We start from the raw sequence: 24,377 nt of genomic DNA, 5'->3' as shown, positions 1-24,377 counted from the left end.
GCTTCATTTATCGTACTTTAATTAGATTCATATGAAGGCAGAGACCCGTCCGATGCGGATCGGGCCATACACATGATATACGAATTTGACTATCGGGAAACGATAGCTCAATAAAACCAAAGGAGGCAGCGGATCAACATGATCGGCTGCCTTTTTTTGCTTCTCAGAAATACAAGTTTCTTTGTACGTTATTGTTTAGGTTTTATCGATTACAATGGATAATTTGTAGTTAGCATAATGGTTTAACTCTAATAAAAATTGGTTTAACGCTTCGTTACTTGGAAACCTACATTCAAGCAGATAGCATCCATCACCGCTTATTTTGTAATTATTTAGGATGTGATCTTCTTTAGCACGAATGAATGAGAGAAAAGGTTGATGGTGTGTATCTTTAATATAGATATTTAGAAATACATACGTAAAACATCCTAATTTTGCTTGATTAACTTTAATGCTGTATCCCTCTATAACTCCAGTATTCTCAAGTTTTTCTACCCGGGCCGCTGCTGCAGGTCCAGTTAGGTGAACTCTTTCCCCTAATTCTTTCATCGTAATTCGACTATTTTGGCTCAGCTCTTCAATAATTCGTTTATCTGTTTGATCCAAATCAAGCGCATCTCCTTTAAAAAATAAAGTAAAAAGACCAATACACTTTATTTAATCTGTGTATTTGAAGTTTGCATCTAGTATAAACTTATCATTGTCAACAAACAAAATAAAAAAACAGAAGGAGAATTATATATAAATATGCACATTCAACTCGTTCGAAATGCAACAATCATTGTTCATTATGCAGGTAAAAAGTTCCTAGTCGATCCATTACTCGCGGACAAGGGTCTATATGATCCATTCTCGGCCGGGATCAGAGAGGATTTGAGAAATCCTATAATTGACTTGCCCATGACCGTTTACGATATCGTTAAAGATGTCGATGCTGTTATTCTGACTCATTTGCATCTGGATCACTACGATGATATAGCCAAAGCAGTGCTTCCAAAAGGCATCAAAGTTTTTGTACAAAACGAAGAAGATGCTAAACAAGTTGAAAGTGATGGTTTTCAACAAGTAGAAGTACTTACTGAAGATACCCTTTTTGAAGGTATTCAGTTAATTAAAACAAAAGGCGAGCACGGCAGAGGGAAAGATTTATTAAGAATGATGGGACAGGTATGTGGTGTCGTCTTCAAACATGCCAACGAGAAGACGTTGTACCTTGCCGGAGATACAGTATGGTATGAAGGTGTCCAAAAAGAAATCATTTCCCATACTCCTGAGATTATCGTGTTGAACGCTGGAAATAATAGTTTGCATGATTGGGGCTCACTTATAATGGGCAAAGAAGATGTTTACGAGGTGTATAAGGCGGCTCCCAACGCCAAAATTATCTCTGTCCATATGGAAGCCGTTAATCATTGGACATTATCTAGAAAAGAACTAAAAAGCTTTGGAGAAGAAAAGGGATTTACCTCTAGCTTATTCGTTCCCGAAGACGGCGAATCGTACACTTTTTAATTGGCACTGCGGGAGGATATGTTATGAACCAAATGAATCCTAAACTGTGGTCGAAAAACTTTATTATTCTTTCGTCTGTCAATTTCATTATGACATTAATTTTCTTTTTATTAAACGCGACAATCACTCTTTATGCCATTAATGAATTTGACGCATCAACCGGCCAAGCTGGTATCGTCGCAGGTATTTTTATTATCGGTTCTTTATTAGGGCGTTTGTTTACAGGACGTCGTATACCTTCCAAAAAAGTCTTGATGACCAGCTTGTTTTTATTAATTTTAACAACATTACTTTATTTCGTTCATCTCAATGTTATCTTTCTCATCTTAAATCGGCTTTTAAACGGGATCACAGTGGGTATTATATCTACAATTGTGAGCACGGTTGTTGTATTAAGCCTTCCTGCATCACGAAAAGGTGAAGGGATAAGTTATTTTGCCATTAGTACGGCCTTGGCCACAGGAATCGGTCCATTTATTGGTTTAGTTTTGAGTCGAAATTCAAACTTTGATATGATTTTTTCTTTAAGCTTATTGCTTGGAATTTTTAGTTTAGTAATCGCATTTTTTCTGAAGTTTCCCGCAATATACAAGATTGAGAAGAACAATAAAAAGGGAATAAAAATCTCTGACTTTATTGAGCCAAAAGCAATGCCTATAGCAATTATTATTTTTTTCATGACTTTTTGTTTTTCCGGTATAGTTTCATATTTAAATATTTATGCTTTGGAGTTAGGGTTAGTAGACACAGCAAGTTTCTTCTTTATGGTATATACTTTTTTTGTCTTAATATCACGACCTTTTACTGGACGAATAATGGACAAAAGAGGAGCTAACATTATCATATATCCGTCTCTTATTATATATGGAGTAGGGATGCTTCTTTTAAGCTCAGTTAACAATAGCTTTACATTGTTATTGGCAGGAGCATTAGTTGCATTGGGATTTGGTAATATTTCTTCCGTAACTCAAGCCATAGCCATCAATTTAGCTGAACCTCACCGAGTTGGCTTAGCAACTGCGACGTTCTTTATATTTTATGATCTCGGGAACGGATTTGGCCCATCTATTATCGGTTTGATAATTCCAGCTACAGGATATAGTGGTTTGTATGTAATACTTGGATTAATTGTTTTAGCTACATTTTTTCTATATTACATGTTGTATGGAAAAAAAGAAGGTAAAATCCAAAATCAAGTGGTGGACTAAAGAGGCAGTCGGTCAAGAGGACCGGCTGCTTTTGTTCAATTTTGGTAGGCGATTTCAATTCCTTATTGGCAAAAATTAAATAATTAAATGTTTTTGCATAATTTTATCCTGGTTGTTTAAAAATGAGTAACGATAATATTCATGAACGCCAGTGACTAGATACAAATAAATAATCAGGAATAGCAGGTAAAAGGCTATTAGTTTAAAGGAGTGTTACAAAAATGCAAGCAGTTGTGATTAATCAATATGGAAGTAAAGAAGAGTTAGTTGAGCAGGAAGTGAATAAACCAAGGGCAGAAGCCAATCAAGTGGTTGTAAAACTAGAGGCTACATCCATTAATCCAATCGATTGGAAATTAAGAGAGGGTTACTTAAAAGAAATGTTTGATTGGGAATTCCCTATTATCTTAGGTTGGGATGTAGCTGGAGTCATAACTGAAATTGGTGCAAACGTTACGAAGTGGAAAGTTGGGGATCGAGTATTCAGTCGTCCTGAAACAACTCGTTTCGGAGCGTATGCTGAGTATACAGCAGTTGATGATTACCTACTGGCAAAACTACCTGATTCAATCTCATATGAGGAGGCTGCCGCTGTACCTTTAGCTGGTTTAACAGCATGGCAGGCACTGTTTACTCATGGCGATCTAAAAGAAGGTGAAACTGTACTTATTCACGCTGGAGCTGGTGGTGTAGGTATTTATGCGATTCAATTAGCAAAGTATGCCGGCGCTCATGTTATTACAACAGCAAGTGAAAAAAATCATGAACTTCTTTATTCATTAGGTGCTGATCAGGTCATTGATTACAAAAAGGAAAACTTTGAAGAGATTCTACAAGATATAGATTTAGTGTTTGACACGATGGGTGGAGAAGTAGCCGAGAATAGTTATAAGGTGCTTAAGCCAAATACCGGAAGACTGATTACCATTGTTGGTGAACCCAATCATGATACTGCTAAGTCTCACAATGTATTAGCAAAGGGGATTTGGCTACAGCCAGATGGTGATCAATTGCAGAGAATGGCAGATCTGATGGAAGAGAAAAAGATAAAGTCGGTTGTAGGGGCAACATTCCCGTTTAGTAGACAGGGCATTTATGATGCACATGCTTTGAGTGAAACCCACCACGCTGTAGGTAAAATCGTCATTACATTTTAAAATAGAAGACTGGGAAAAACCGCTAAACGTTAAAATAGGCAACTGTCGAGGGACAAAAACATATTCCCATTAAGTCGCTATCTTAGATGCTTTTTTATATTATCAGTACAAGTTCGTGTCCCGAGCCAAGGACAAGAACTTGTACCGATTGCGATTTAAGAGATTTATGTAAGCAAACTTTGCGTCTCTTTAATAAAAGCGGCGATAGCAGGAGAGCTCGCTTCCAGGGGGGGACTGCTAATCCTCTGACACGGTTAATGGAAGGCGTTAACGGTTTTACCAGGATATTAGCTGGCACAGCAGGTAGTATCATCGAAAGCAATCGTATGGCTAACGCCCGATTGGCTGGTATGCAGAAGTTCTCCTGCTCGGGTGAAGCTTCCCGTTTGAACAACGGCTAGAAATACCTCTAATTGGTATAAAGTCATTATCGCACCTAACTTCCATGAGTTGATCTTCATGCAGGGTATGGTAATTTTTCATTTTACACTCGAAGGGCAATTCATTATCATGGATTCTATAGAGCAGATGGAGGTGGGTCACGACGATGAAAAATTTGCGAGTCGTTCATTTTATACTGACAGATTTCTCCATTCAAGTTGGAGAATTCGCGCATGTAACCCTTGAAGATTATTTGCGCCTGACCGAGAATTGGGAGGATGTTCATGATTGAACTGATCAGACACGTTATGGAAGACATGAACAAGCAGCTTGACCGTATCGAGAAGAGTTTGAACTTGCTGAATGATGAACTCATTTGGATAAGAATAAAGGGCTCCATGAATAGCGTCGGTAATCTTTGTTTGCATTTGGCAGGTAACGAATATCAGAATTTCGTAAGCGCGATCGGCAACAGACCGTTCATCCGGACGCGAACCCGTGAATTCACGAAGGACGGGGGAATATCGAGAGAAAAGCTGATTCTTCTTCTTCGGGAAACCAGAAAGGAATCGGAAAATGTTGTAGCTGCGTTATCAAACGACGATTTGTCCCGAGAGGTTATCATTCGCTATGACCGTGAGGATTGGAACCGAATGCACCGAACGAATAGGTGTACTGAAGAAACCTACGATACAAGAGTAATCGGTCGTCTGCTTATCCAGGTATCGGCACACTACGGATATCACGCAGGACGGATCGTTGTGCTTGCCAAGATGCTGCAAGATACGCAAGAACATGTCACGGGTCAGTACCATTGAGGAGGGCATTGATGGTCATGAATCAGACCGTTCAAACTATCCCGATTCGACAAGGCTGGTTCTAACGAACTGGAAGTCGAGAAAACGGAGGATAAGCTTCTGACGAAAGTCCACGCCAACGTGAATCCAATGCTGATGTCCCATGCGATCGCCAACCTTGTAGACAATGCCATCAAATATTCAGGCAGTCCATCGCTAATCGAATTGAAGTTGGAACATACGACAAGCGAGATAGTTATACGGATACGTGATCAAGGTATCGGTATCGCGGGCGATGAGCTGGAGAGACTGCAGGAACGTTTTTACCGAGCGAAAAATGCAAGCACAGCGAACGGTTCAGGTCGATGTAAAAGAACGAATACCCTTTGAAGTCGCTATTTTAGCGGCTTTTTTTGTTGTAAAGGTACAAGTGCTTTCCAGAGTCAATTAGTTCACTTTAATGAAAAAATAAAAGTACACCATGAATGGATACAAATATGTTGCACAGAGAAGAGGATGACCAAGCCGTTGAAATTGTCGGTCTATAGGAGTTAGAGAAGGATTAGTATATAAGGAATGCAGATTTCTCACCTGTTCCTGAAAACGTAAAGAAAGGGGGGGAATAATTGGCCATTTTATCAACTGGACCGATCGAGAATAATCCCGTTAGTGGCTTGAGACCAACACAACAGTTGACCATTAATATTGATAATAGAAATGCCGTTACGAATGCAATTGTTTTAATTCAGGGTTATTACCTAAACGGGACTAGAACGGAATATATACTCGAATTAATTAGCGTAAATCCAAACCAAGCCATCAAAAAAGATTATTTTGCAAACCTAGACGTATTTGAATTTGTCTTTACAACGAGTGGTTTAGCAGAACAACAAGTGGAAATTTCAGTTTGGGGAAAAAATTCCATGGGACAGCTCGTAACGCCTCACCGTATCGTATCTTCAGAATTGTTGGAAGCCAATGGAGCTACAGGCATCACTGGCGCAACTGGGGAGACTGGTGCAACCGGCGTAAGCGGGGCTACGGGGATCTCAGGTACAACCGGTGCGACAGGTGCAACAGGGGTAACTGGAGCTACAGGGATTACAGGCCCCGCTGGAGGTGCAACCGGGGAAACAGGGGCTACCGGGGAAACTGGTGCTACCGGTGTAACCGGAGCCACAGGCATCACTGGCGTAACCGGCGAGACTGGTGCAACCGGCGTAACGGGAGCCACGGGCATCTCAGGTGCAACCGGGGAGACTGGTGCAACGGGTGTAACCGGAGCCACGGGCATCACTGGCGTAACCGGCGAGACTGGTGCAACCGGCGTAACCGGAGCCACGGGCATCACTGGCGTAACCGGCGAGACAGGGGCAACCGGCGTAACGGGAGCTACGGGGATCTCAGGTGCAACCGGGGAGACAGGGGCCACGGGTGCAACCGGAGCCACGGGCATCACTGGCGTAACCGGGGAAACTGGTGCAACGGGTGCAACCGGAGCCACAGGCATCACTGGCGTAACCGGGGAAACTGGTGCAACGGGTGCAACCGGAGCCACAGGCATCACTGGCGAGACAGGGGCAACCGGCGTAACCGGAGCCACAGGCATCACTGGCGTAACCGGCGAGACAGGGGCCACGGGTGCAACCGGAGCCACGGGCATCACTGGCGTAACCGGCGAGACTGGTGCAACCGGCGTAACGGGAGCCACGGGCATCACTGGCGTAACCGGCGAGACTGGTGCAACGGGTGCAACCGGAGCCACGGGCATCACTGGCGTAACCGGCGAGACTGGTGCAACCGGCGTAACGGGAGCCACGGGCATCACTGGCGTAACCGGCGAGACTGGTGCAACGGGTGTAACGGGAGCCACAGGCATCACTGGCGAGACAGGGGCCACGGGTGTAACGGGAGCCACAGGCATCACTGGCGTAACCGGGGAAACTGGTGCAACGGGTGTAACGGGAGCCACAGGCATCACTGGCGTAACCGGCGAGACAGGGGCTACGGGTGCAACCGGAGCCACAGGCATCTCAGGCGCAACGGGCGTATCTGGGGCCACGGGGATCTCAGGTGCGACTGGGCAAACAGGCACAAGTGGGGCAACAGGTGCAACGGGCTCAACTGGAGCCACAGGGAGCACAGGTGCAACCGGGGCAAATGCCACAATACAAAATGGATTATTTAATGTTAGCGTACCTTCTGTTTTAAATGCGACAGCTATTTCGTATACGACTGTATTTATTAATGGCACTAACATATTGCACCCAACAAGTACAACCTTTGTACTAGCATCAGGGCACATTTATTTGGTTTCGTATACGTTTAGAGGAACGAGTTCTGTAGTTGGGAACGTTACGGTTACACCAAGAATTAATCTCGTATTTCAAAGTCGGTTTTCAGGGAGAGCAGTTACAGGAACTTTAGATGCGAATGTAAGTGTATCGGGTACGTTTTTAGCTGATGCTACTTCAACTGCGCTTACAATCGATTTTCTTTATAATGGGTCAGCAACAGCTACATCTACAGATGGTTCTGTTTCAATTATTCAGGTTCAGTAACAGGGTGGAAAATGAGAGCATAAACTTCGTTAGTTTAAAACCAAAGGGGTGGAGGTGGATGAATATTTCTGCCTCTAATCATTTGGGAAAAAAGGAGAATAAAATTTTATGGCTATTTTATCAACCGGACCGATTGAGAATAATCCGGTCAGTGGTGTAAGGCCAACGCAGCAACTGACAATTAAAATGGATAATCGAGATTTAATCAATAGTGCCGATATCTTGATTCAAGGATATTATCTAGACGGAGCTCGGATGTTGTACGTACACGAACTCATTAATGTGAATCCAAATGAAGTGATAACGAAGAATTATGATGGGGACTTTAATGCTTTTGAATTTGTCTTTACAACGAGCGGTTTAGCAGAAGATCAGACGGGAATCTCGGTTTGGGGAAAAAATGTAGAAGGGCAACTTGTAATTCCCCATCGCATTGTATCTTCAGAATTGCTAGGCGCAAATGAAGTAACAGGACCCCCAGGAACAACGGGAGCTACAGGAGCCATAGGACCCACTGGGGCTACAGGAGTTACAGGAGCAACGGGAGCACCAGGTACGATTGAGCCTAATGCGACCATCGTGGGAGTAGGACCAAATGTTAGCTCTCAATTTAACGAATTAAGAACCAACGAAAAAACGCCGATTATTGAGTTGACTTCTGTATATGGCTTATCCAACCTAAGAGACATTGTTTTAACATTGGGCGATGCTACAGTCGGAAGTAATAATACTGAATTTCAATTAACCACAACTATATCCGGATCTGACATTGCTATTCTTCAAAGCTCGGAGAGAGGAAGGTATGAATCAGGTTTAGCGGGAGAAATAGGAATTGGTGCTCGTTTACCAGCTCCACCGACAGGGACCCAAGTGGTTAGATGGGGCGCTTTTGACGATCAGAACGGCTTATTCTTTGGACAGAGCGTAGCGAATGGAATATTTGTAGCGATCAGAAGAGCAAGTGTTGATACTATTATTCCTCAAACATCTTGGAATGTGGATAAATTAGATGGAACAGGTCCGAGTGGCGCGACGCTTAGTTTATCTAAAGGGAATATATTTCAAATCGTATTTACATGGTATGGGTATGGAGTAATCGAATTTAGAGTCGTCATCCCTGATCCTACAACTTTAGCACAAGAAGTAATTATCGTTCATCGCTTTTCCCCCAATGGGCAAACCAGTCTGACCGATCCTAATCTTCCTCTACGTGCGGAAATCTTTAATAATGGCACAGAATCAGAACTCAATTTATTCGTTGGAGGAAGACAATACAGTGTATTGGGTAAATATAATCCCGTTTTCAGGGTTACTTCCGAAAGGAGAACTGTAACTGCAACAGGGTCACTCACACCAATTTTGTCTTTCCAGAGAAAGACATCCTTCCCGCCAGGTTCAGGTAGGGCAAATTCAGTGAGTGTCAAATTAGAAAGTATTGATCTTATAACTACAGATGATATTTATTATCAGATCATATTAGGAGGAACGATTAATGGAGGCTTCGTAAACTTTCCAACAGCAACGACTAATATTCCAACTTCGGAAACAGCTCTTCTAATTAACAACACACTAACGACAATAGCGGATGGTCAAGTCCTATTACAAGGCTTAGTAGCCGGAGTTGCGGGAAGTGTCAGAATATCAGCTTCTTCTTCATTATTGGATTTCCAATTACCTGACTCTGAAATTGTGACTTTAGCCGTAGCGAATTTAAGCGGGGGGACTAATCCTGTTACGGCCACCTTCAGTCTTACTGAAGAATGGTAAAAAGTAACAGGAGAAGGAGGGGATTCACTTTTCCCTTCCTGTGAAGGAGGAACTATCTTGTCGGATATTATAATCTCAAATATGGGTCCAAATATAAGTTCGCAATTCGATGAGCTGATTGTATCGGAAAAAACCCCAATTGTGGAGTTAACATCTGCATATGGTCTATCCATTCTAAGAGATTCCGTTACAACCACTGGGGATGGTGCGGTTACCAATGATGCAACGGAATTTAATCTAAGCAATACCACTAACGGAACAGATTCGGCCATTCTAGAGAGTGTATTACGAGGTAGATACGAGCCAGGATTTGCTGGCGAAGCTGGAATTGGCGTTCGAATACCTTTACTGCCGACAGGCAATCAGATTGGAAGATGGGGATTTTTTGACGGTCAAAACGGGGCCTTTTTTGGAGTAAATAGCACAAATGTATTCGTGGTCATACGGCGAGGAGGGTCCGATACAACCATTCCTCAAAGTTCATGGAATGTAGACCGACTAGATGGAACTGGATCAAGCGGAGCGACACTTAATCTATCTAAAGGGAATATATTTCAAATCGTATTTACTTGGTATGGATATGGAGTAATCGAATTTAGAGTGGTCATTCCTAATCCGTCGACTTTAGCGCAAGAGGTAATTACCGTCCATCGATTCTCCCCAACAGGTCAAACGAGTTTTATTGACCCCAATCTTCCCATAAGAGCACAAATTGATAATAACGGAACTGCCGAAGCCTATACCCTTTTTGTAGGAGGAAGACAATATAGTATTATCGGAAAATATGATCCTACTTTTAGAGTCACTTCGGAGAGGAGAAGGATTACTAATCTTACATCAACACTAACGCCCGTTCTTTCATTTACAAGAAAAACGATCTTCCCTTTGGGATCCGCTAGAACAAATTCTGTTCAGGTGGATTTAGAAGAAATAAACATTATTTCATCGGTAGATCTTAACTATCAAGTGCTTGTAGGCGGAACTTTAAATGGATCATTTGTTAATTACCCCACAGCTACAACGATCATTCCCGATAGCGAAACAGCTTTGTTGGTAAACAACTCTTCTACGACGATTACTGGGGGTGAAGTGGTTTTTCAAGGAGTTACAGGAGGCGGAACACGCGGTTCCAGGATATTAGCTTCTTCACAACTATTAGATTTCACGCTTCCTGAAAATCAGGTCGTAACATTAGCTGTATCAAATATTGGTGGGGCAGGCTCGAATATAGTTGATGTGGTATTTAGTGTTGCTGAGAGCTGGTAAAACCTCAGGTAATAATGATATACAATAGATGTTGGGAAGGGGTAAGAGAGAATGATTTTATCCACCGGACCGATAGAAAATAATCCTGTAGATAATGTAAGACCGACACAACAGTTGACGATCAAAATAGATAATCGCAACTTAGTCGATGGCTCGAATATCCTGATTCAAGGTTATTATTTGAATGGAACAAGAACACTATATGTACTTGAGTTAATTTCTATAAATCCTAATCAAGTCCTAACCAAAAATTATTATGCAGACTTTAATTCTTTTGAATTTGTCTTTACAACAAGCGGTTTAGCAGAACAACAAGTTCAAATTTCAGTTTGGGGTAAGGATGCCGCTGGACAACTTGTCTCAGCGCATCGCTTAGTATCTTCTGAACAACTTGACGAAACATAAGAAGCAAGATAAACGGCGGGCTTGAATTAGATAAAACAAACTCGTCAAAGCACTTTAGAAAAGAAATGAAGAGGATGGTGGATGTGTCTTTTGGCTCAGGGGATGATAACAGCCAAAAACCAATCTTCCGAAAAACACGACAATGGATGAAATCAGTACAAAAATAAAAAAAGGACCGTAAGTGTTCATCTTCCATCGATGACTGCTTTCGGTCCTTTTATGTTTATCCTGTACTAATGAACGACGGTATCGGTTTCCGTTTCTCTTTGTTAACGTCTTCGGAAGGCTCCGCCGCGTGCCAGAGCGAAGAAGATAAGCAGGGCAATAATCGAGCCAACGATGGCGGGAATAATATGAAATCCGCCAATCACCGGCCCCCTTGGTCCCAGCAATTCCGTTCCTAACCAGGAACCGATAAAACCCGCAATAATGTTCCCAAGTACACCGCCCGGTACGTCCCGTCCAATCAAGTTGCCGCTTAACCAGCCAATAAGTCCACCAACAATGAGTACCCAGAGCAGATCCATGGATTGTTCTCCTTTCTTCGGGGTTATTACAAGTTATGTTGGGCTGAGTGGAATATACCTCACCTTCCAGTTGGTGGAGGAATCTAAAGTGTCTGTGCTAAGATGAGGGTAAATGATGATTCAAGCTGGGGAACAAGGCTAGAAGGGGTGCACATTGAAGAAAATACTTGTCATTGACGATGAAATCGCAATCAGAGATTTAATTGAGCTTGTACTGAGAAGAGAAAACTACGTCGTTCAAACGGCTGAGAACGGTAAAATAGCCCTGCAGCTGCTGGATGCTTTTGGGCCGGACCTGGTGGTACTTGACTTGATGCTGCCTGACTGCTCCGGATATGACCTGTGCAAGGAAATCACCGGGAAACATGCCGTTCCTGTGATCATGCTCTCTGCTAAAAATGAGGTGATCGACAAGGTGTTGGGACTAGAGCTAGGGGCGGAAGATTACATGACCAAACCCTTTGACAATCGTGAATTGCTCGCTCGGATCAAGGTGATTCTGAGAAGAAACGAGAGCAAGGAGGAATACAGTGAAGGAACAGAAGTGAAATCTACACGCATCATTCATGAAGAGCTGACATTTGATCTGGAAAGCCGCAGGGTGCTGAAAAACGGTGTACCCGTGTCTTTAACGGCCAAAGAGTTTAAAATTCTGGAAACGTTACTCAAAAGGCCAGACAAAATCTTTACCCGGGATGAGCTGCTGCAGATCGGATGGGGATATGACTTTATGGGAGACAGTCGCAGTGTGGATATGACCATCATGCGATTACGGAAGAAGCTGGAGGATAACGCGGACGAACCGAAGTATGTCAGGACGATCTATGGATTTGGCTATCAACTTGGAGGTGGCGAGGCCTGAAGTATGCAACCCGGTTACTGCTGAATTATTTATTTTTCTCCGTGCTGTCCTTTGGCATCATCATTTTTGCGGTGAATAAAGCCATCGATTACTACAGCTTCATTACCATTGAGAAACAGATGATGGAGAAGGCGGATCTGTCCGAGTTGTCCTTCCGTGAGGTGTTATCACAGCATAGGTCATCTTCAGGAGAGCCCCAGACCAAGGAAATCGTCAGACTTGCTCTGGAGAAGCTGAAAGCTTCAGGCAAGGAAGTACGTATCTATGACAGCTCCAAGCAGTTGCTGGGCCTGGCTGCGGATGGCATCATCATTAATGATGGCAAACCTCTTATTTATGAAAAGAATATTGAGAAAGCCCTGAGCGGCAGTTATGCCTACACCGTAACGGAAGATCATCTGCTTTATTTCGCCACTCCCATTCAGGATCAATTCTACGAAAACGCTTATGTGTATGAGTTCGTGGAGGACATTTCCTACTTTTATGCGATTATGGATCAAATCCGTTATATCTTGTTTGCGGGTGCAGGCGGATTTATTATACTGATTACGTTATCCAGTCTGTGGATTGCCCGCAACACAACCAAGCCGATTAAGCTATTGCTTGGCGCTGCGCAGAGTTTCTCTAGACAGGAGTTTCGGAGAGTTCATCTAAACCGGAAGGATGAGCTGGGCATGCTGGCAGATGGGCTGGATTCCATGGGGCGGCAGCTTCATGATTACATTCAGTACCAGAAACAATTTGTCTCCAACGTATCTCACGAGTTAAAAACACCCTTGGCAGCCATTCGTGGTTTCTCTCAATACTTGGTTGAAGGGGAAAACGAGGACAAGGAGTTGCAAAAAATCTATGCTCATCTGCTGCAGGAATCGGATCGGCTGACACGTTTGATTAATGAACTGTTGTTGTTATCCCGATTCGACAAGGCTGGTTCTAACGATTTGGAAGTCGAGAAGACAGAAATGAACGAACTGATTCAGCAAGTCGCAACGAATATGGGTGCCAAGGCCAAGGATAAAGGGATAGAGATCAGAGTTAGTCAGGCGGAGGAAGAACCGGATGATGAGGGTAAGACAAGAGTTTACGCCAACGTAAATCCAATGCTGATGTCTCATGCGATTGCGAACCTTGTGGACAATGCCATCAAATATTCAGGCGGTCCATCGCTAATCCAATTGAAGTTGGAACATACACCAAGCGAGATAGTTATACGGATACGTGATCAAGGTATTGGTATCGCGGGCGATGAGCTGGAGAGAGTACAGGAACGTTTTTACCGGGCGAAAAATGCAAGCACAGCGAACGGTTCAGGTCTTGGGCTTTCCATTTGCAAGGAGATTGTCGAGCGGTTTAATGGTTATATTGACATGGAAAGTCAAATCGGGGAAGGAACAACCGTTACGATTGTGTTGCCCCGTGCGGAAACACAATCGTAAATAATTAACGTTACAAGATTGGTACATTTCTGTTATGAGACTAACAAATGTTTTATTTATAATCACTTCATAAGAACAAATCACACATTTATGGAGGGATCATGATGAAATTGATAAACAAAGCAACAGGTGTTATCGTACTAGGTGCTCTACTAACGGTGGCATTAGCGGGCTGTCAGTCCAATGATGCTACGCCCCCAGCAACCGGACAGAACACAGCGAATGAACAGAGCAAAGGCGAAGGAGCAACAAATGCTAATGCTCCTGCTTCCGAAAGTTCTGAAGAAAAGGGTACTGAAGCTATTAAGGAAGGTTCGATGGAGAAGGAAGGCAATGTGGTGCTGAAGGAGCTTGCTTTTGTCTATAATGAGCACACCATTGCGATTTCGGATACAGCGAATGAAGATCAGATGGAACAGATGCTGGGCAAACCGGATAACCTGAAATCTCATACGTACAGTGCCGACGATGGAACAAACATGGATACGTTAATCGGTTTTACAGAAAAGGTCTATACGTATCCTGGTCTGGAGATTAAAACAATCAGTATACCGGAGGGAAAACAAGACTCCATCTTTCATATCGAAATCACTGATCCTAAGTACACGACAGTGCGAAACATTAAAGCAGGAGATAGCCTGGATACACTCAAAAACGCCTACCCTGAGGGGAAACTGCTTGGTGATGGAGCCCCTAATGAGGAGGATGACTTCCGTTACGAGCCATCCAATTATGTGGATGTGATGTCGTTCCATATCAAGGATGCCAAGGTGGAAAGCATTCAGATCTACAGCCTTTTGGACTAATATTTAGGAATCGATGTTGGTAAGCCATTCATACGATTCACCTTTAATACCTGCCCTGGGGAGGGGCAGGTATTTTCTCGTTTATAGAATGGTATCGAGTTGACAGGTTTTCTCTTGAAAAAACTTAGACATGATGCAATTTACCCATATAAAACTTTTTTCCCAATGATGTCGCGGGACAAGACCTTGTACAGATTGCCGGAATAGACAAGAAGATGTTCTGATTAATAGAACAAAATTACTTTCTTTTCATTCAACATGATGGGAAACATCACCTCTATAACAAGAAAGCTAGAGGGGAAATAAATTCGAACTATCCTACATTCGGTTTATCGGTTGGTTTAGTAATTTTCCAACCTAAGAAAATCACAATAAATCCAATAGCAATTAACAAATACATCGTTGGAAGGAAGCTTCCTGTGTAATCATATAATAATCCAATGATAAAAGGGCCCACTGCACCAATCATATATCCAATCGCTTGTGTCATTGCTGACCATGTGCTGGCTTCAATTGGTGAACTAGTTTTATCAATGGGTAATAACAAGGTTAGTGAAACAAGCCCGCCTGCACCAATACCTAAACATACACTTGATACGATTGGTGTAATATTTGTAAAACTTAAAAGAGCTAATCCAACAATCTCACTTATCGTGAAAAATGTAATCCAAAACCTTCTACTTGGAATACCCTTTAAGAGGAAAGGTAATAATAGTGTTGCAGGCAGCTGTGCGAGCATAGATAATGTACCTATAAAACCAGCATAAGATGAAGCATATCCCTTTTCTTCCACGATTGCTGGAAGCCACGCCGCAAAACAATAGAACAGAAGAATGACAATCCCGACAAAAGAAGTTAATAACCAGGCTTGTTTATTTTTTATAGGCAAGGAAGCTTTTCTTTGCTGAGATGTTTTATCTTTGAGTGTATGAGGATGTTTGAAAACCATAAACCAAAGCGGGACAGCGATGAGTGCAAATACAAACCAGAACCCTAGCCCGATTTTCCATGAATCGTTAAACCAGTGTCGAATAGGCGTTGTTAACCCTATTGCAATGGATGCCCCCACAACCATTGAGGTAGAATACATGCTGATCATAAGTGGGACTTTATCTGGAAAGTAACTTTTAATAAATCCAGACATTAGCGGGCTCACAATACCTATTCCTGCACCAATGAATAAAGCAGTAATTAATAGATATACTGGCGAATTCGTGAAAAAGCGCAGAAATGTTGCGATACCAATGCAAGCAATGAAGATGGTAATAATTTTTTCGGATTGGAAGCGGTTTGCTAAGCGTCCAGCAAATAAGGAGCAAAACCCAATACATAATAACGGGATAGAAGTCAGTAAACTTGCTGAAGTCGAACTCATACCAAGATCATCAGTTATGCCATGTAAGACTGGACTGATTGAAGTGATCCCAGGCCTAAGATTGAAAGAAGCTAGTATGAGTGCGAAAAAAAATAAAAACTTATAACGATTTGCCATGCACGAATTACCTCCAGTAGATGTCTTGCTGAATTATTTCCTTTTATGTTACATTAAATTTTACATATTATAAAATGCATATTTATTATGAAGGAGATATCAAAATTGATATGGAATCAGACACAAGTTCAACTCATTGTTAAGATATCGGAAACAGGAAGTTTTACAAAAGCAGGCGAAGAATTGCATATAACACAACCGGCAGTAAGTCGCATTGTCGCAGCTGTTGAAAACGAGTTGGGGACAAAGCTGATCAATAGAAATAGAAAGAATGGATTAGTTTTTACAGAGGTGGGAGAACGGGTATTAATCCTTTTTAGAAATGTACTGAGTGAATTCCAAAAAGTAGAAGAGTTAATTGCAGCGGAACAAGGTCTGGAGATCGGTAAAATTCATGTTGGAGCATACCCTACAGCATGTACAAGGTTTATTCCCAAAATTATACGCACCATGGAAGAAAAGCATCCTGGTCTTGAGGTCAAACTTTCGGAAGGCAGTGTAGCTCAAGTTAAAGAGTGGTTACGAACAAGATCCATTGATGTAGGAATAACGATTCCTCCTGATCATGATCTTCATGTCATTCCGTTGGTAAAAGACGAGTTAATTGTAGTTATTCATTCAAATCATCCTTTAGTTCTGAAAGAATCTATAGGAATTCCCGACTTAGATGGTGAAAATTTGATTCTTGGCAGAGGCGGTTATGATGTACAAGTACATGCCATCTTTAAAGAATTTAATTTAAAACCAAAAGTTCGGTTTGTGGTTGATCATCTTGATACAGCATTGAGTATGGTAAGAGAAGGACTAGGAAGTATAGTAACAACGAAAGGAGCTCTTTCCTCTTTGCCAGAACAAGTGACATTCCGAGAACTTAAACCAAGTATGTTTAGAGACATTAATATAGCAGTGCCAGACATGGAGGACATATCTAAAGCCACAGATGTTTTTATCCAAACTGCACGTTCACTTTTCAGTAATAACATCTAAATGAGGACAATTATTGAGGAAGAATGAAGAACAGTAAAAATTGCCTTACTTTGATGAGATGCATCGTAGTAAGACAATTTATAAAATCACTCTATTTTTGAGATTTCTTTGGCCAACCATTCCACAAGAAATAGAACAGGGAATTGAGTAGTAATGTTAGCTGATTCATAATATTCTTCATTTACATAATAAGGAATACTAATATCTGAAATTTTTGCAACCGTGGATTGACGGTTATTCGTTATACTCACAATTTTGTTCTTCTCTTGCTTGATTTGCTTCAGAAGTGGAAGGATATATGGATTTTCACCTGAAGTAGATAACGCAATGGTAACACTGTTCTCTCGCATTTTTGCATGAACAGGAAAATGGGGATCCTTGATATACATCGAGAATGTACCCAGGCTTGAGAAATACCTAGCTCCATACTCTGCCATAATCCCTGAGCTTCCAGTACCAATAAAAATTACGCTGCTGGCTTTGGAAAGCAAAAGAGCAGTCGTTTTTATTTTTTCCTCCAAGTCAGGATGTTGAAACCTCTCAAAAAATTCGTATACAGCTTGATGAGGGCTTTTTAACGTTCTTGTCGATGTTTTTTGTTGAGACAGGAGCATTTTCAGCTTCACTTTAAACTCCGAAAACCCCTCGCATTGGTTCTTTCTACAGAAACGTAAAACGGTGGCCGTTGAAACATGTGTCTCATCAGCCAGCTCTCTTATACGCATATAAGCTACTTTCTCCATGTTCTGTGTGATGTAGTTGAAAAGAGACATTTCCAAATCATTATATGAAGAAATCTGCTCGTTAGAGAACATGCTACACCCCCATTTAATCCATAAATAAAGCATATCACTTACCTTCCTTCCTAATGTAATACACAGTGTCCAATAAAACAAGGTGTTACATTGATGAAACAAGTTTTAATTGATGTTAAAGCAAACTAAACAACTTCAATATATATATTTTCTTTTGTAATCTGAGTAACATGGATTAAGCAACATAAGATGGTTTGAAAAACAGACTAAACAGACACTCTAATAAAGTAGAGTGTCTTGATCGTTAAAATGAAAGGTGGAGCAATAATGAATCAAACATTTCAATTTCCAGATGGCTTTTTGTGGGGCGGGTCTGTGTCAGCTAACCAATTAGAAGGTGCTTATCTTGAGGACGGAAAAGGATTATCCATTCAGGATATCATGCCTAATGGCATTATGACGCCTCCAACGGCAGAACCCACAGAAGACAATATGAAACTCGTTGGCATTGACTTCTATCATCGATACAAAGAAGACATTAAACTGTTTGCCGAAATGGGATTTAAAGTGTTTAGAACCTCAATCGCTTGGTCCAGAATATTCCCGAAGGGTGATGAGCTTGAGCCAAACGAAAAAGGGCTTCAGTTTTACGATAATCTGTTTGACGAGTGCCTCAAATATGGTATCGAGCCTTTAGTTACTATTTCTCATTATGAGACTCCGTTACATCTATCCAGAGAATATGATGGTTGGGTTAATCGTAAAATGATTGAATTCTATGCGAGATATGTACGGACTATTTTTAATAGGTACAAAAATAAAGTTAAATACTGGCTAACCTTTAATGAGATCAATTCCATTTTGGAACATCCGTTCATAAGCGGCGGAATCAGCACACCGAAGGAACAACTGAGCAAACAGGATTTGTACCAAGCGGTCCACCATGAATTTGTTGCAAGTGCACTCGCAGTGAAAATCGGACATGAAATCAATCCAGATTTCAAAATAGGTTGTATGGTCATTGCAATGCCAATTTATCCATTGACTCCTGATCCTAAGGATGTCATCCAAGTTATGAATGCTGACCATCAAAATACGTTCTTTGCTGATGTACATGCACGTGGTTATTACCCAAGTTATATTAAGCGGTACTTGAGAGACAATGGAATAAACATTCACTTTGAACCTGGGGACGAAGAGATTCTAAAACACACGGTAGATTTTATTTCTTTCAGTTACTATCAGAGCAGCTGTGAAACCGCAGATCCAGCCAAACAAATTAAGGGAGAAGGTAATCTTATTGGCGGTGTACCCAATCCACATCTAAAAGCGAGTGAGTGGGGATGGCAAATCGACCCTCAAGGCTTGAGATACATTATGAATGTCTTGTATGATCGTTATCAGAAACCATTGTTTATCGTGGAGAATGGATTAGGTGCAGTAGATCAATTGATAACGGATAAACACGGAGAAAAAACCGTCGAAGATGATTACCGAATCGATTATCTCAAGCAACATTTGATTCAAGTCGCTGAGGCAATTCAAGATGGCGTTGAACTGATGGGGTATACGACTTGGGGTTGTATTGATCTTGTTAGTGCAACAACCGCTCAACTGAAAAAACGATATGGTTTTATCTATGTGGATCGTCATGATGACGGCACAGGTACATTGGAACGCTATCGTAAAAAGTCATTTTATTGGTATAAAGATGTGATCCAGAGCAATGGAGGAAGTTTGTTCGAAAAATAATTAGTGCATTTGTGGATTGTAAGTTAAATTCAGACTTGTGTTTCGACATCATCTTGCTGATGTTGATGTTCTACATTCAATTGATGTTCACAAGAGCCGCGACTAAGCGGCTCTTTGTTTTTAGAATCAGCCGGCTGCTATTGATTTTGTTTTAATGCTGTTGATACTTTAAAATAGTGATATTGTTATCACCTGAGTAGCTTGTAAGTATTCTAAAGACAATAGATAGAACATTGCAGAACTTGGAGGTGGATTAGTTATTTATGCAGATTTTAGTATTAGGTGCAACGGGACGTGTTGGCAGTCATATCGTTGCCAACGCGCTTAAGGATCAACATCATGTAACTGTACTGGTACGTAATCCTAAAAAATTCCAGGCTCATAATAAAAACTTAACAATCATTCAAGGTAATGTATTGAATCAAGAGGATATCATGCGTGCTATCCATGGAGCCGATGTCGTTATTAGTGCACTGAATACGGATGGGACCAATACGCTATCCGAAAGTATGCCTTTGATCATTGATGCAATGCGTGAAGAAGGAATAAAACGAATCATTACTTTAGGAACAGCTGGTATTCTACAAAGCAGACTATCTCCGAGTGTTCTGAGATATCAATCCAGTGAATCCAGGCGTAAATCCACCCATGCTGCAGGAGAACATCATCGAGTATATTTGATGCTTCAAGATTCAACACTGGAATGGACGATAGTGTGTCCCACGTATTTACCAGATGGAGTACACGTAGGTGTATACCGTGTAGAGCGTGATTTTCTACCTGAAGGTGGCACTGAAATATCCGTAAGGGATACAGCAGAATTCACGTACAAGCAAGTTAAAGATGGCTCTTATATCAAGTCTCGGGTAGGCATTTCTTACTAATTGATAAGGAGGTTGTTACATATGTCACGATACACTGAACCCGAGTGGAAGCTTAGTGCATTAATTACTATCTGATGTCAAAATGACAACTCTCTGCCAGGCTCTATCACGGAGATCGAAGGAACAGCTGATATTTTGCTGACGATAGGGTTGATTACGGCAGCATTCCGAGGAGCAAAACGCCCAGTTATTCATGTTGCTCGATTGGATAAAGCGGATGGTTCCAATGGGGATCACTGTCGCAGGGAAGTCATAGAGAATGGATTCCTATTAGTGGTACCAGATACTGAAGGCGCCAACCTTGTCCATGCCATAAGGCCGGTGAATGGACCCCGATCTCCATGAAGATGAGCTTCTTAGCGGTAAATTTCAGCAATTGGGAGAACATGATTGGGCAATGTATAAACCAAGATGGGGGGCAGTTTAGCAATCTCGCCTTGATACGTTGGTTTTACTGGTTGCAATTTTCCTAATTGTCCACGAACTAGTATATATGAAGCTATGGAAAGAGATTATAAGGTGGTTATAGCCGTGGATGTTATATCTGGTGTGTATGAGAAGGGTTTAGTAGAGATGACTGAGTGTCACTAGTATCATCCTCTGAAATCATACGGAATCTAAAAACAACTATCCAAAAAATTGAACTGAGATGATCTATCTGCCCCATCCTTAGGAACAGTAGGTTAGTTGGCCCCATTGCGTGATGCCGGATTATTTTTGTTTTACCGGCACAAGATTTTTTCAATTGAGGATATAAACTTGTACCGATTTTCATTTTACGAAATTTAAACGAGGCAGGAATTCAAGTATCTCGATGTTCGTCATTTATTATAATTTCCAAAGGAAATCGAACAGTTATTGTTGTCCCACTGGACTATAGAGGCTCAATCTAAAATCAGCCATTGATTTTAGATTGAGCTGTTTGCTCTTCTAACATGATTATCTCGTTAACCATTTGATAGTAATATTCATCCATTTGTTCTGCCGTAACATCTTCTTCGAAATGATATATCCACCATGTCACAAGTAAACTAATGACTCCGGAGTGATATTCGGCTAATAGTTCTATGGGAAGTGAAAATTGTTTGCCTCTTCTCTTTAGTTCCAGAAAATCTCGTTTGGACATTTCTCCGATATACTTTGTGAAAAAGTCAGTGAACCCCTCATCATTCTTCTGGTTTTGCACCATCGGCTCCAGTAAATTTTCCAACATGATTCTAGATAAGCTTTGCAAAGGCTGTCGCAGCCGATTTTCAATATTCATTTGTAAATAATCCTGAAGCACCCAGGTCAGGGTCGAGTGTAAAAGTGCGAATTTATCCTCAAAATGTTTGTAAAACGTTGTACGGTGAACCATGGCTTTGCCACAGATTTCATTAATCGTGATCGTGCTGAATAGTTTGCCTTGCTCGGATAAAAGATCTTTAAGTGCCATGGTTAACAATTTGTGAGTGCGCGCAATTCTTAAATCAACCTTTTTCTCTATAATTTCATCTACACCTCTTTCATATCGTAGTTTAACTATACGGTGTCTTCATATTGATTCTTACCAGAAGAGAGATTTTAACTATATATTGGTATTATAAGTAACATTTTCAGTGGTCTACAACCGCAGAAAAAATATAATTTTGAAGAAAGGATGAAGTTGAGATGTCAGACATGAAAAAAGCTGTGGTGATTGGGGCAGGTATTGCAGGATTAATCACTGCAAGAATGTTATCTGATTATTATAAAGAAGTAATTATTATTGAAAGAGATGAATTCCCTACGGAGCCGTTGAACCGGCAGGGTGTACCTCAATCTTTTCATCCACATCGTGTACAACCACGTGGCGGGCTGATTATGGAACATTACTTCCCAGGATACAATGAAGAATTGATTGCATTAGGCGCCATCTCTTCACACGAAGAGAAACTTGTGGTTACCAATAAATACGGTACATTAGTTAATAAGGAGGATCCTTCTTCATTTAAAATTGCATCAAGCAGCAGAGCCTTGATGGAATGGGTACTACGCAACCGAATCCAGGAAATATCTCAAATAAGCTTCTTAACGAATACAGAGGTTACAGGGCTACTGGTGTCTGAGGATAAGCGTTCCATTACAGGCATTTATACAAAAGAAAGACGTGGGGAAAAGCGGGAAAAACAACTTCCAGCTGATATGGTTATTGATGCCTCAGGACGTTCTTCCAAATTGATTAGATGGCTTGAACAGATCGGATTGTCTGTGCCGGAACCAGAGGTGTTGAAGGTATCTCTTGGTTACAGCACCCGCTATTACAAAATTAAATCCTCTATTCCAAACGAATGGGTAATGTCTGATTCAGATCCTGAACAAGGTATTCGTGCAGGCATATTTACACGCATTGAGGATGATATCGCTGGGCTCATTCTTTTTAACGCTGGTGGAGATGAATATCCTTCAACTCAGCCAGAGGAGTTTCAAGAACAACTCAAACATTTGTTTGCTTCAGATAAAATTGTGGAGTTGATGGAACGGTTGGAGCCTGTGCAAGGGCCGCGCGGATACCGTATATCCGAGTCTGTTCGTCAGCATTTTGAAATCATGGAAGATTGGCCATCTGGATTACTCGTCCTTGGTGATGCATTTTGCAGCTTTGATCCAATTCATGGACAAGGCATCACCGTTGCTGCAATTGAAGCCGAGACTATAGGAAAATGTTTGGAAGCACAGCAAATACACCACGATCCTCAGTTTGAGCGAAAGGCACTGCTCCGTATGCAGCAGGCTATCGAACCGGCTTGGTGGCTTAGTTCCGTGGCTGACCTGCGTTGGAATGGGGTTGAACATGGTGGGCCATTCGAACTAAAAGGGGTTGCCTTTGCTCAGAAGTTTATTAATTTATTTACGAAGCAGGCCATGAAAAAAGCTTCTCAGGAAAAAGATAATCATCTCTTTTTTATGCAGTTCCTGATGAATGCTTTGATCCTTCCTCCAAGTGAATATTTTAAAAGTGATATCCTGAACATGATTCTGGACGACAATGGTTCCAAAGAAGAAATGGAGTTAAGAGCAGAGCTTAGTGTACAAGATCCGGAGCTATTCCAGCAAAGAATAGATGAGATCATCCCATCATTTCAACTGGAATATGATGAGCAAATTAAGAAACTGCTTGAATCACTTCAGCCTGCAATGAGCAAATAAAATAATCAGAAATTGTTCATGCAGCAATGGTACGCCCTGCAATAAAATGTCGAGAAACCCAGGTCATTCAAAGACCTCGGGTTTCTTTTCGTATGCATTTCAACGACAATTTGTCTCATCTTTTTAGATAGCCTATAATTATTACTAAGATAAATGAAAAATGAGGGAACTCCATGAAATTAAATGATGTTACCGGTTTTCTTATTCACCGAACAGATTTGAAACTAACGAATTATTTCACTAAACAATTAAAACCATACCATGTAACACCAGAACAATGGAATATTATATGTTGCCTGGATATTGAAAAAGCAATGACTCAAAAAGAATTGGCTGAAGCCATCTATCGTGACCAAACAACTGTGGTGAGAATGATACATTCTCTTGAACGCAAAGGAATGGTACGTCGGATTATGAATAAACATGACAAACGTTCTCATGATTTATTTTTAACCCCTAAAGGTGAAGAAATTAAGCAGCAATTATCGCTGACAGTATTGAACGCTCATAATTATGTAACGCGGGGACTCGAACCTAAAGATTTGGAACAATTAAAATTTTTTTTGGAAAGGATTTATTCCAACGTACAAGATGAATGATGTGACAGATACCTCCCTAATCACCAATTAGGATTGGACCTTTATTCGCACGTAA

24 protein-coding genes are annotated in these 24,377 nt (G+C 41.3%); 18 read left to right on the top strand and 6 right to left on the bottom strand.

Translation table 11 applies throughout. The annotated features are described in order from the left end of the window. Positions 1-195 precede the first annotated feature (195 nt). Positions 196-606: an Lrp/AsnC family transcriptional regulator gene (locus QF041_RS04565; RefSeq protein WP_307412427.1), complete on the bottom strand. Its 411-nt coding sequence runs from the start codon at positions 604-606 to the stop codon at positions 196-198. Positions 607-747: 141 nt separating this feature from the next. Here QF041_RS04565 and QF041_RS04560 point away from each other — a divergent pair, with 141 nt between their 5' ends. The 3 genes from QF041_RS04560 to QF041_RS04550 all read left to right on the top strand — a co-directional run bounded on the left by QF041_RS04560 (position 748) and on the right by QF041_RS04550 (position 3,877). Next, positions 748-1,512, top strand: a complete 765-nt coding sequence (locus tag QF041_RS04560) for an MBL fold metallo-hydrolase (protein ID WP_307412425.1) — start codon at positions 748-750, stop codon at positions 1,510-1,512. Positions 1,513-1,535: 23 nt separating this feature from the next. Continuing rightward, the gene (locus QF041_RS04555; RefSeq protein WP_307412423.1) at positions 1,536-2,720 is read left to right on the top strand and encodes an MFS transporter; all 1,185 of its coding nucleotides are present in this window, start codon (positions 1,536-1,538) and stop codon (positions 2,718-2,720) included. 221 nt (positions 2,721-2,941) lie between these two features. Next, entirely contained in the window at positions 2,942-3,877 is a 936-nt protein-coding gene (locus tag QF041_RS04550) for an NADP-dependent oxidoreductase (RefSeq protein ID WP_307412421.1), read from the top strand. 287 nt (positions 3,878-4,164) lie between these two features. On the opposite strand, the gene QF041_RS04545 is transcribed toward QF041_RS04550, so the two are convergent. Further along, positions 4,165-4,305 (bottom strand): LysR family transcriptional regulator, encoded by a 141-nt coding sequence (locus QF041_RS04545; protein ID WP_373461268.1) that lies wholly within the window; start codon positions 4,303-4,305, stop codon positions 4,165-4,167. Between the two features lie 119 nt (positions 4,306-4,424). Here QF041_RS04545 and QF041_RS04540 point away from each other — a divergent pair, with 119 nt between their 5' ends. From QF041_RS04540 to QF041_RS04510, 7 genes are all read left to right on the top strand, one after another. After that, positions 4,425-4,550: a hypothetical protein gene (locus QF041_RS04540; RefSeq protein ID WP_307412420.1), complete on the top strand. Its 126-nt coding sequence runs from the start codon at positions 4,425-4,427 to the stop codon at positions 4,548-4,550. Beyond that, the gene (locus tag QF041_RS04535) at positions 4,543-5,076 is read left to right on the top strand and encodes a DUF1572 family protein (RefSeq protein WP_307412418.1); all 534 of its coding nucleotides are present in this window, start codon (positions 4,543-4,545) and stop codon (positions 5,074-5,076) included. The genes QF041_RS04540 and QF041_RS04535 overlap by 8 nt, the downstream gene beginning before the upstream one ends. Before the next feature lie 129 nt (positions 5,077-5,205). Further along, positions 5,206-5,445 carry a sensor histidine kinase gene (locus QF041_RS04530; RefSeq protein WP_307416894.1) on the top strand — a complete coding sequence of 80 codons (240 nt, stop codon included), beginning with the start codon at positions 5,206-5,208 and terminating at the stop codon, positions 5,443-5,445. 236 nt (positions 5,446-5,681) lie between these two features. Next, positions 5,682-7,616, top strand: coding sequence for a beta strand repeat-containing protein (locus QF041_RS04525; protein WP_307412416.1), 1,935 nt, complete (start codon positions 5,682-5,684; stop codon positions 7,614-7,616). Between the two features lie 108 nt (positions 7,617-7,724). Continuing rightward, positions 7,725-9,383 carry a collagen-like triple helix repeat-containing protein gene (locus QF041_RS04520; protein WP_307412414.1) on the top strand — a complete coding sequence of 553 codons (1,659 nt, stop codon included), beginning with the start codon at positions 7,725-7,727 and terminating at the stop codon, positions 9,381-9,383. A 57-nt stretch (positions 9,384-9,440) separates the two neighbouring features. Then, a complete protein-coding gene (locus tag QF041_RS04515) occupies positions 9,441-10,649 on the top strand; it encodes a hypothetical protein (protein ID WP_307412412.1) in 1,209 nt (402 codons plus the stop codon). Positions 10,650-10,700: 51 nt separating this feature from the next. Further along, a complete protein-coding gene (locus QF041_RS04510) occupies positions 10,701-11,054 on the top strand; it encodes a hypothetical protein (RefSeq protein ID WP_307412410.1) in 354 nt (117 codons plus the stop codon). Between the two features lie 269 nt (positions 11,055-11,323). Here the strand turns inward: QF041_RS04510 and QF041_RS04505 are convergent, their stop codons facing one another. Continuing rightward, a complete protein-coding gene (locus QF041_RS04505) occupies positions 11,324-11,581 on the bottom strand; it encodes a GlsB/YeaQ/YmgE family stress response membrane protein (protein WP_024630063.1) in 258 nt (85 codons plus the stop codon). A 154-nt stretch (positions 11,582-11,735) separates the two neighbouring features. On the opposite strand from QF041_RS04505, the gene QF041_RS04500 reads away from it, so the two are divergent. The 3 genes from QF041_RS04500 (at position 11,736) to QF041_RS04490 (ending at position 14,685) form a co-directional block, all read left to right on the top strand. Continuing rightward, positions 11,736-12,443, top strand: a complete 708-nt coding sequence (locus QF041_RS04500; protein ID WP_307412409.1) for a response regulator transcription factor — start codon at positions 11,736-11,738, stop codon at positions 12,441-12,443. Positions 12,444-12,514: 71 nt separating this feature from the next. Next, entirely contained in the window at positions 12,515-13,879 is a 1,365-nt protein-coding gene (locus QF041_RS04495; RefSeq protein ID WP_307412407.1) for a sensor histidine kinase, read from the top strand. 101 nt (positions 13,880-13,980) lie between these two features. Continuing rightward, the gene (locus QF041_RS04490) at positions 13,981-14,685 is read left to right on the top strand and encodes a hypothetical protein (RefSeq protein WP_307412405.1); all 705 of its coding nucleotides are present in this window, start codon (positions 13,981-13,983) and stop codon (positions 14,683-14,685) included. 313 nt (positions 14,686-14,998) lie between these two features. On the opposite strand, the gene QF041_RS04485 is transcribed toward QF041_RS04490, so the two are convergent. Further along, entirely contained in the window at positions 14,999-16,177 is a 1,179-nt protein-coding gene (locus tag QF041_RS04485) for an MFS transporter (RefSeq protein WP_307412403.1), read from the bottom strand. A gap of 105 nt (positions 16,178-16,282) precedes the next feature. Between QF041_RS04485 and QF041_RS04480 the strand changes: the two genes are divergently transcribed. After that, entirely contained in the window at positions 16,283-17,164 is an 882-nt protein-coding gene (locus QF041_RS04480; RefSeq protein WP_307412401.1) for a LysR family transcriptional regulator, read from the top strand. 86 nt (positions 17,165-17,250) lie between these two features. Here the strand turns inward: QF041_RS04480 and QF041_RS04475 are convergent, their stop codons facing one another. After that, positions 17,251-17,979 carry a MurR/RpiR family transcriptional regulator gene (locus QF041_RS04475; RefSeq protein ID WP_307416893.1) on the bottom strand — a complete coding sequence of 243 codons (729 nt, stop codon included), beginning with the start codon at positions 17,977-17,979 and terminating at the stop codon, positions 17,251-17,253. Between the two features lie 267 nt (positions 17,980-18,246). On the opposite strand from QF041_RS04475, the gene QF041_RS04470 reads away from it, so the two are divergent. Both QF041_RS04470 and QF041_RS04465 read left to right on the top strand, forming a co-directional pair. Next, positions 18,247-19,671 carry a glycoside hydrolase family 1 protein gene (locus QF041_RS04470; RefSeq protein ID WP_307412399.1) on the top strand — a complete coding sequence of 475 codons (1,425 nt, stop codon included), beginning with the start codon at positions 18,247-18,249 and terminating at the stop codon, positions 19,669-19,671. 263 nt (positions 19,672-19,934) lie between these two features. Further along, positions 19,935-20,555 carry an NAD(P)-dependent oxidoreductase gene (locus QF041_RS04465; RefSeq protein WP_307412397.1) on the top strand — a complete coding sequence of 207 codons (621 nt, stop codon included), beginning with the start codon at positions 19,935-19,937 and terminating at the stop codon, positions 20,553-20,555. An 895-nt stretch (positions 20,556-21,450) separates the two neighbouring features. Here the strand turns inward: QF041_RS04465 and QF041_RS04460 are convergent. Continuing rightward, positions 21,451-21,990: a TetR/AcrR family transcriptional regulator gene (locus QF041_RS04460; RefSeq protein WP_307412395.1), complete on the bottom strand. Its 540-nt coding sequence runs from the start codon at positions 21,988-21,990 to the stop codon at positions 21,451-21,453. 215 nt (positions 21,991-22,205) lie between these two features. Between QF041_RS04460 and QF041_RS04455 the strand changes: the two genes are divergently transcribed. Both QF041_RS04455 and QF041_RS04450 read left to right on the top strand, forming a co-directional pair. After that, positions 22,206-23,723 (top strand): FAD-dependent oxidoreductase, encoded by a 1,518-nt coding sequence (locus QF041_RS04455; protein ID WP_307412393.1) that lies wholly within the window; start codon positions 22,206-22,208, stop codon positions 23,721-23,723. 173 nt (positions 23,724-23,896) lie between these two features. Further along, complete coding sequence (locus QF041_RS04450) at positions 23,897-24,322, top strand: MarR family winged helix-turn-helix transcriptional regulator (protein ID WP_307412390.1); 426 nt, start codon at positions 23,897-23,899, stop codon at positions 24,320-24,322. The last annotated feature ends 55 nt before the right edge of the window (positions 24,323-24,377 follow it).

This window comes from Paenibacillus sp. W2I17 (assembly GCF_030815985.1).
Taxonomy (GTDB): Bacteria; Bacillota; Bacilli; order Paenibacillales; family Paenibacillaceae; genus Paenibacillus.
This window is presented reverse-complemented; position numbering and strand designations above follow the sequence as displayed.

Coding starts and splice junctions, on each gene's coding strand:
- QF041_RS04560 (WP_307412425.1), top strand. CDS start 748: ATGCACATTCAACTCGTTCGAAATGCAACAATCATTGTTCATTATGCA.
- QF041_RS04555 (WP_307412423.1), top strand. CDS start 1,536: ATGAACCAAATGAATCCTAAACTGTGGTCGAAAAACTTTATTATTCTT.
- QF041_RS04550 (WP_307412421.1), top strand. CDS start 2,942: ATGCAAGCAGTTGTGATTAATCAATATGGAAGTAAAGAAGAGTTAGTT.
- QF041_RS04545 (WP_373461268.1), bottom strand. CDS start 4,305: ATGACTTTATACCAATTAGAGGTATTTCTAGCCGTTGTTCAAACGGGA.
- QF041_RS04540 (WP_307412420.1), top strand. CDS start 4,425: ATGAAAAATTTGCGAGTCGTTCATTTTATACTGACAGATTTCTCCATT.
- QF041_RS04535 (WP_307412418.1), top strand. CDS start 4,543: ATGATTGAACTGATCAGACACGTTATGGAAGACATGAACAAGCAGCTT.
- QF041_RS04530 (WP_307416894.1), top strand. CDS start 5,206: ATGCTGATGTCCCATGCGATCGCCAACCTTGTAGACAATGCCATCAAA.
- QF041_RS04520 (WP_307412414.1), top strand. CDS start 7,725: ATGGCTATTTTATCAACCGGACCGATTGAGAATAATCCGGTCAGTGGT.
- QF041_RS04510 (WP_307412410.1), top strand. CDS start 10,701: ATGATTTTATCCACCGGACCGATAGAAAATAATCCTGTAGATAATGTA.
- QF041_RS04505 (WP_024630063.1), bottom strand. CDS start 11,581: ATGGATCTGCTCTGGGTACTCATTGTTGGTGGACTTATTGGCTGGTTA.
- QF041_RS04490 (WP_307412405.1), top strand. CDS start 13,981: ATGATGAAATTGATAAACAAAGCAACAGGTGTTATCGTACTAGGTGCT.
- QF041_RS04485 (WP_307412403.1), bottom strand. CDS start 16,177: ATGGCAAATCGTTATAAGTTTTTATTTTTTTTCGCACTCATACTAGCT.
- QF041_RS04475 (WP_307416893.1), bottom strand. CDS start 17,979: ATGTTCTCTAACGAGCAGATTTCTTCATATAATGATTTGGAAATGTCT.
- QF041_RS04470 (WP_307412399.1), top strand. CDS start 18,247: ATGAATCAAACATTTCAATTTCCAGATGGCTTTTTGTGGGGCGGGTCT.
- QF041_RS04465 (WP_307412397.1), top strand. CDS start 19,935: ATGCAGATTTTAGTATTAGGTGCAACGGGACGTGTTGGCAGTCATATC.
- QF041_RS04460 (WP_307412395.1), bottom strand. CDS start 21,990: ATGGCACTTAAAGATCTTTTATCCGAGCAAGGCAAACTATTCAGCACG.
- QF041_RS04455 (WP_307412393.1), top strand. CDS start 22,206: ATGTCAGACATGAAAAAAGCTGTGGTGATTGGGGCAGGTATTGCAGGA.
- QF041_RS04450 (WP_307412390.1), top strand. CDS start 23,897: ATGAAATTAAATGATGTTACCGGTTTTCTTATTCACCGAACAGATTTG.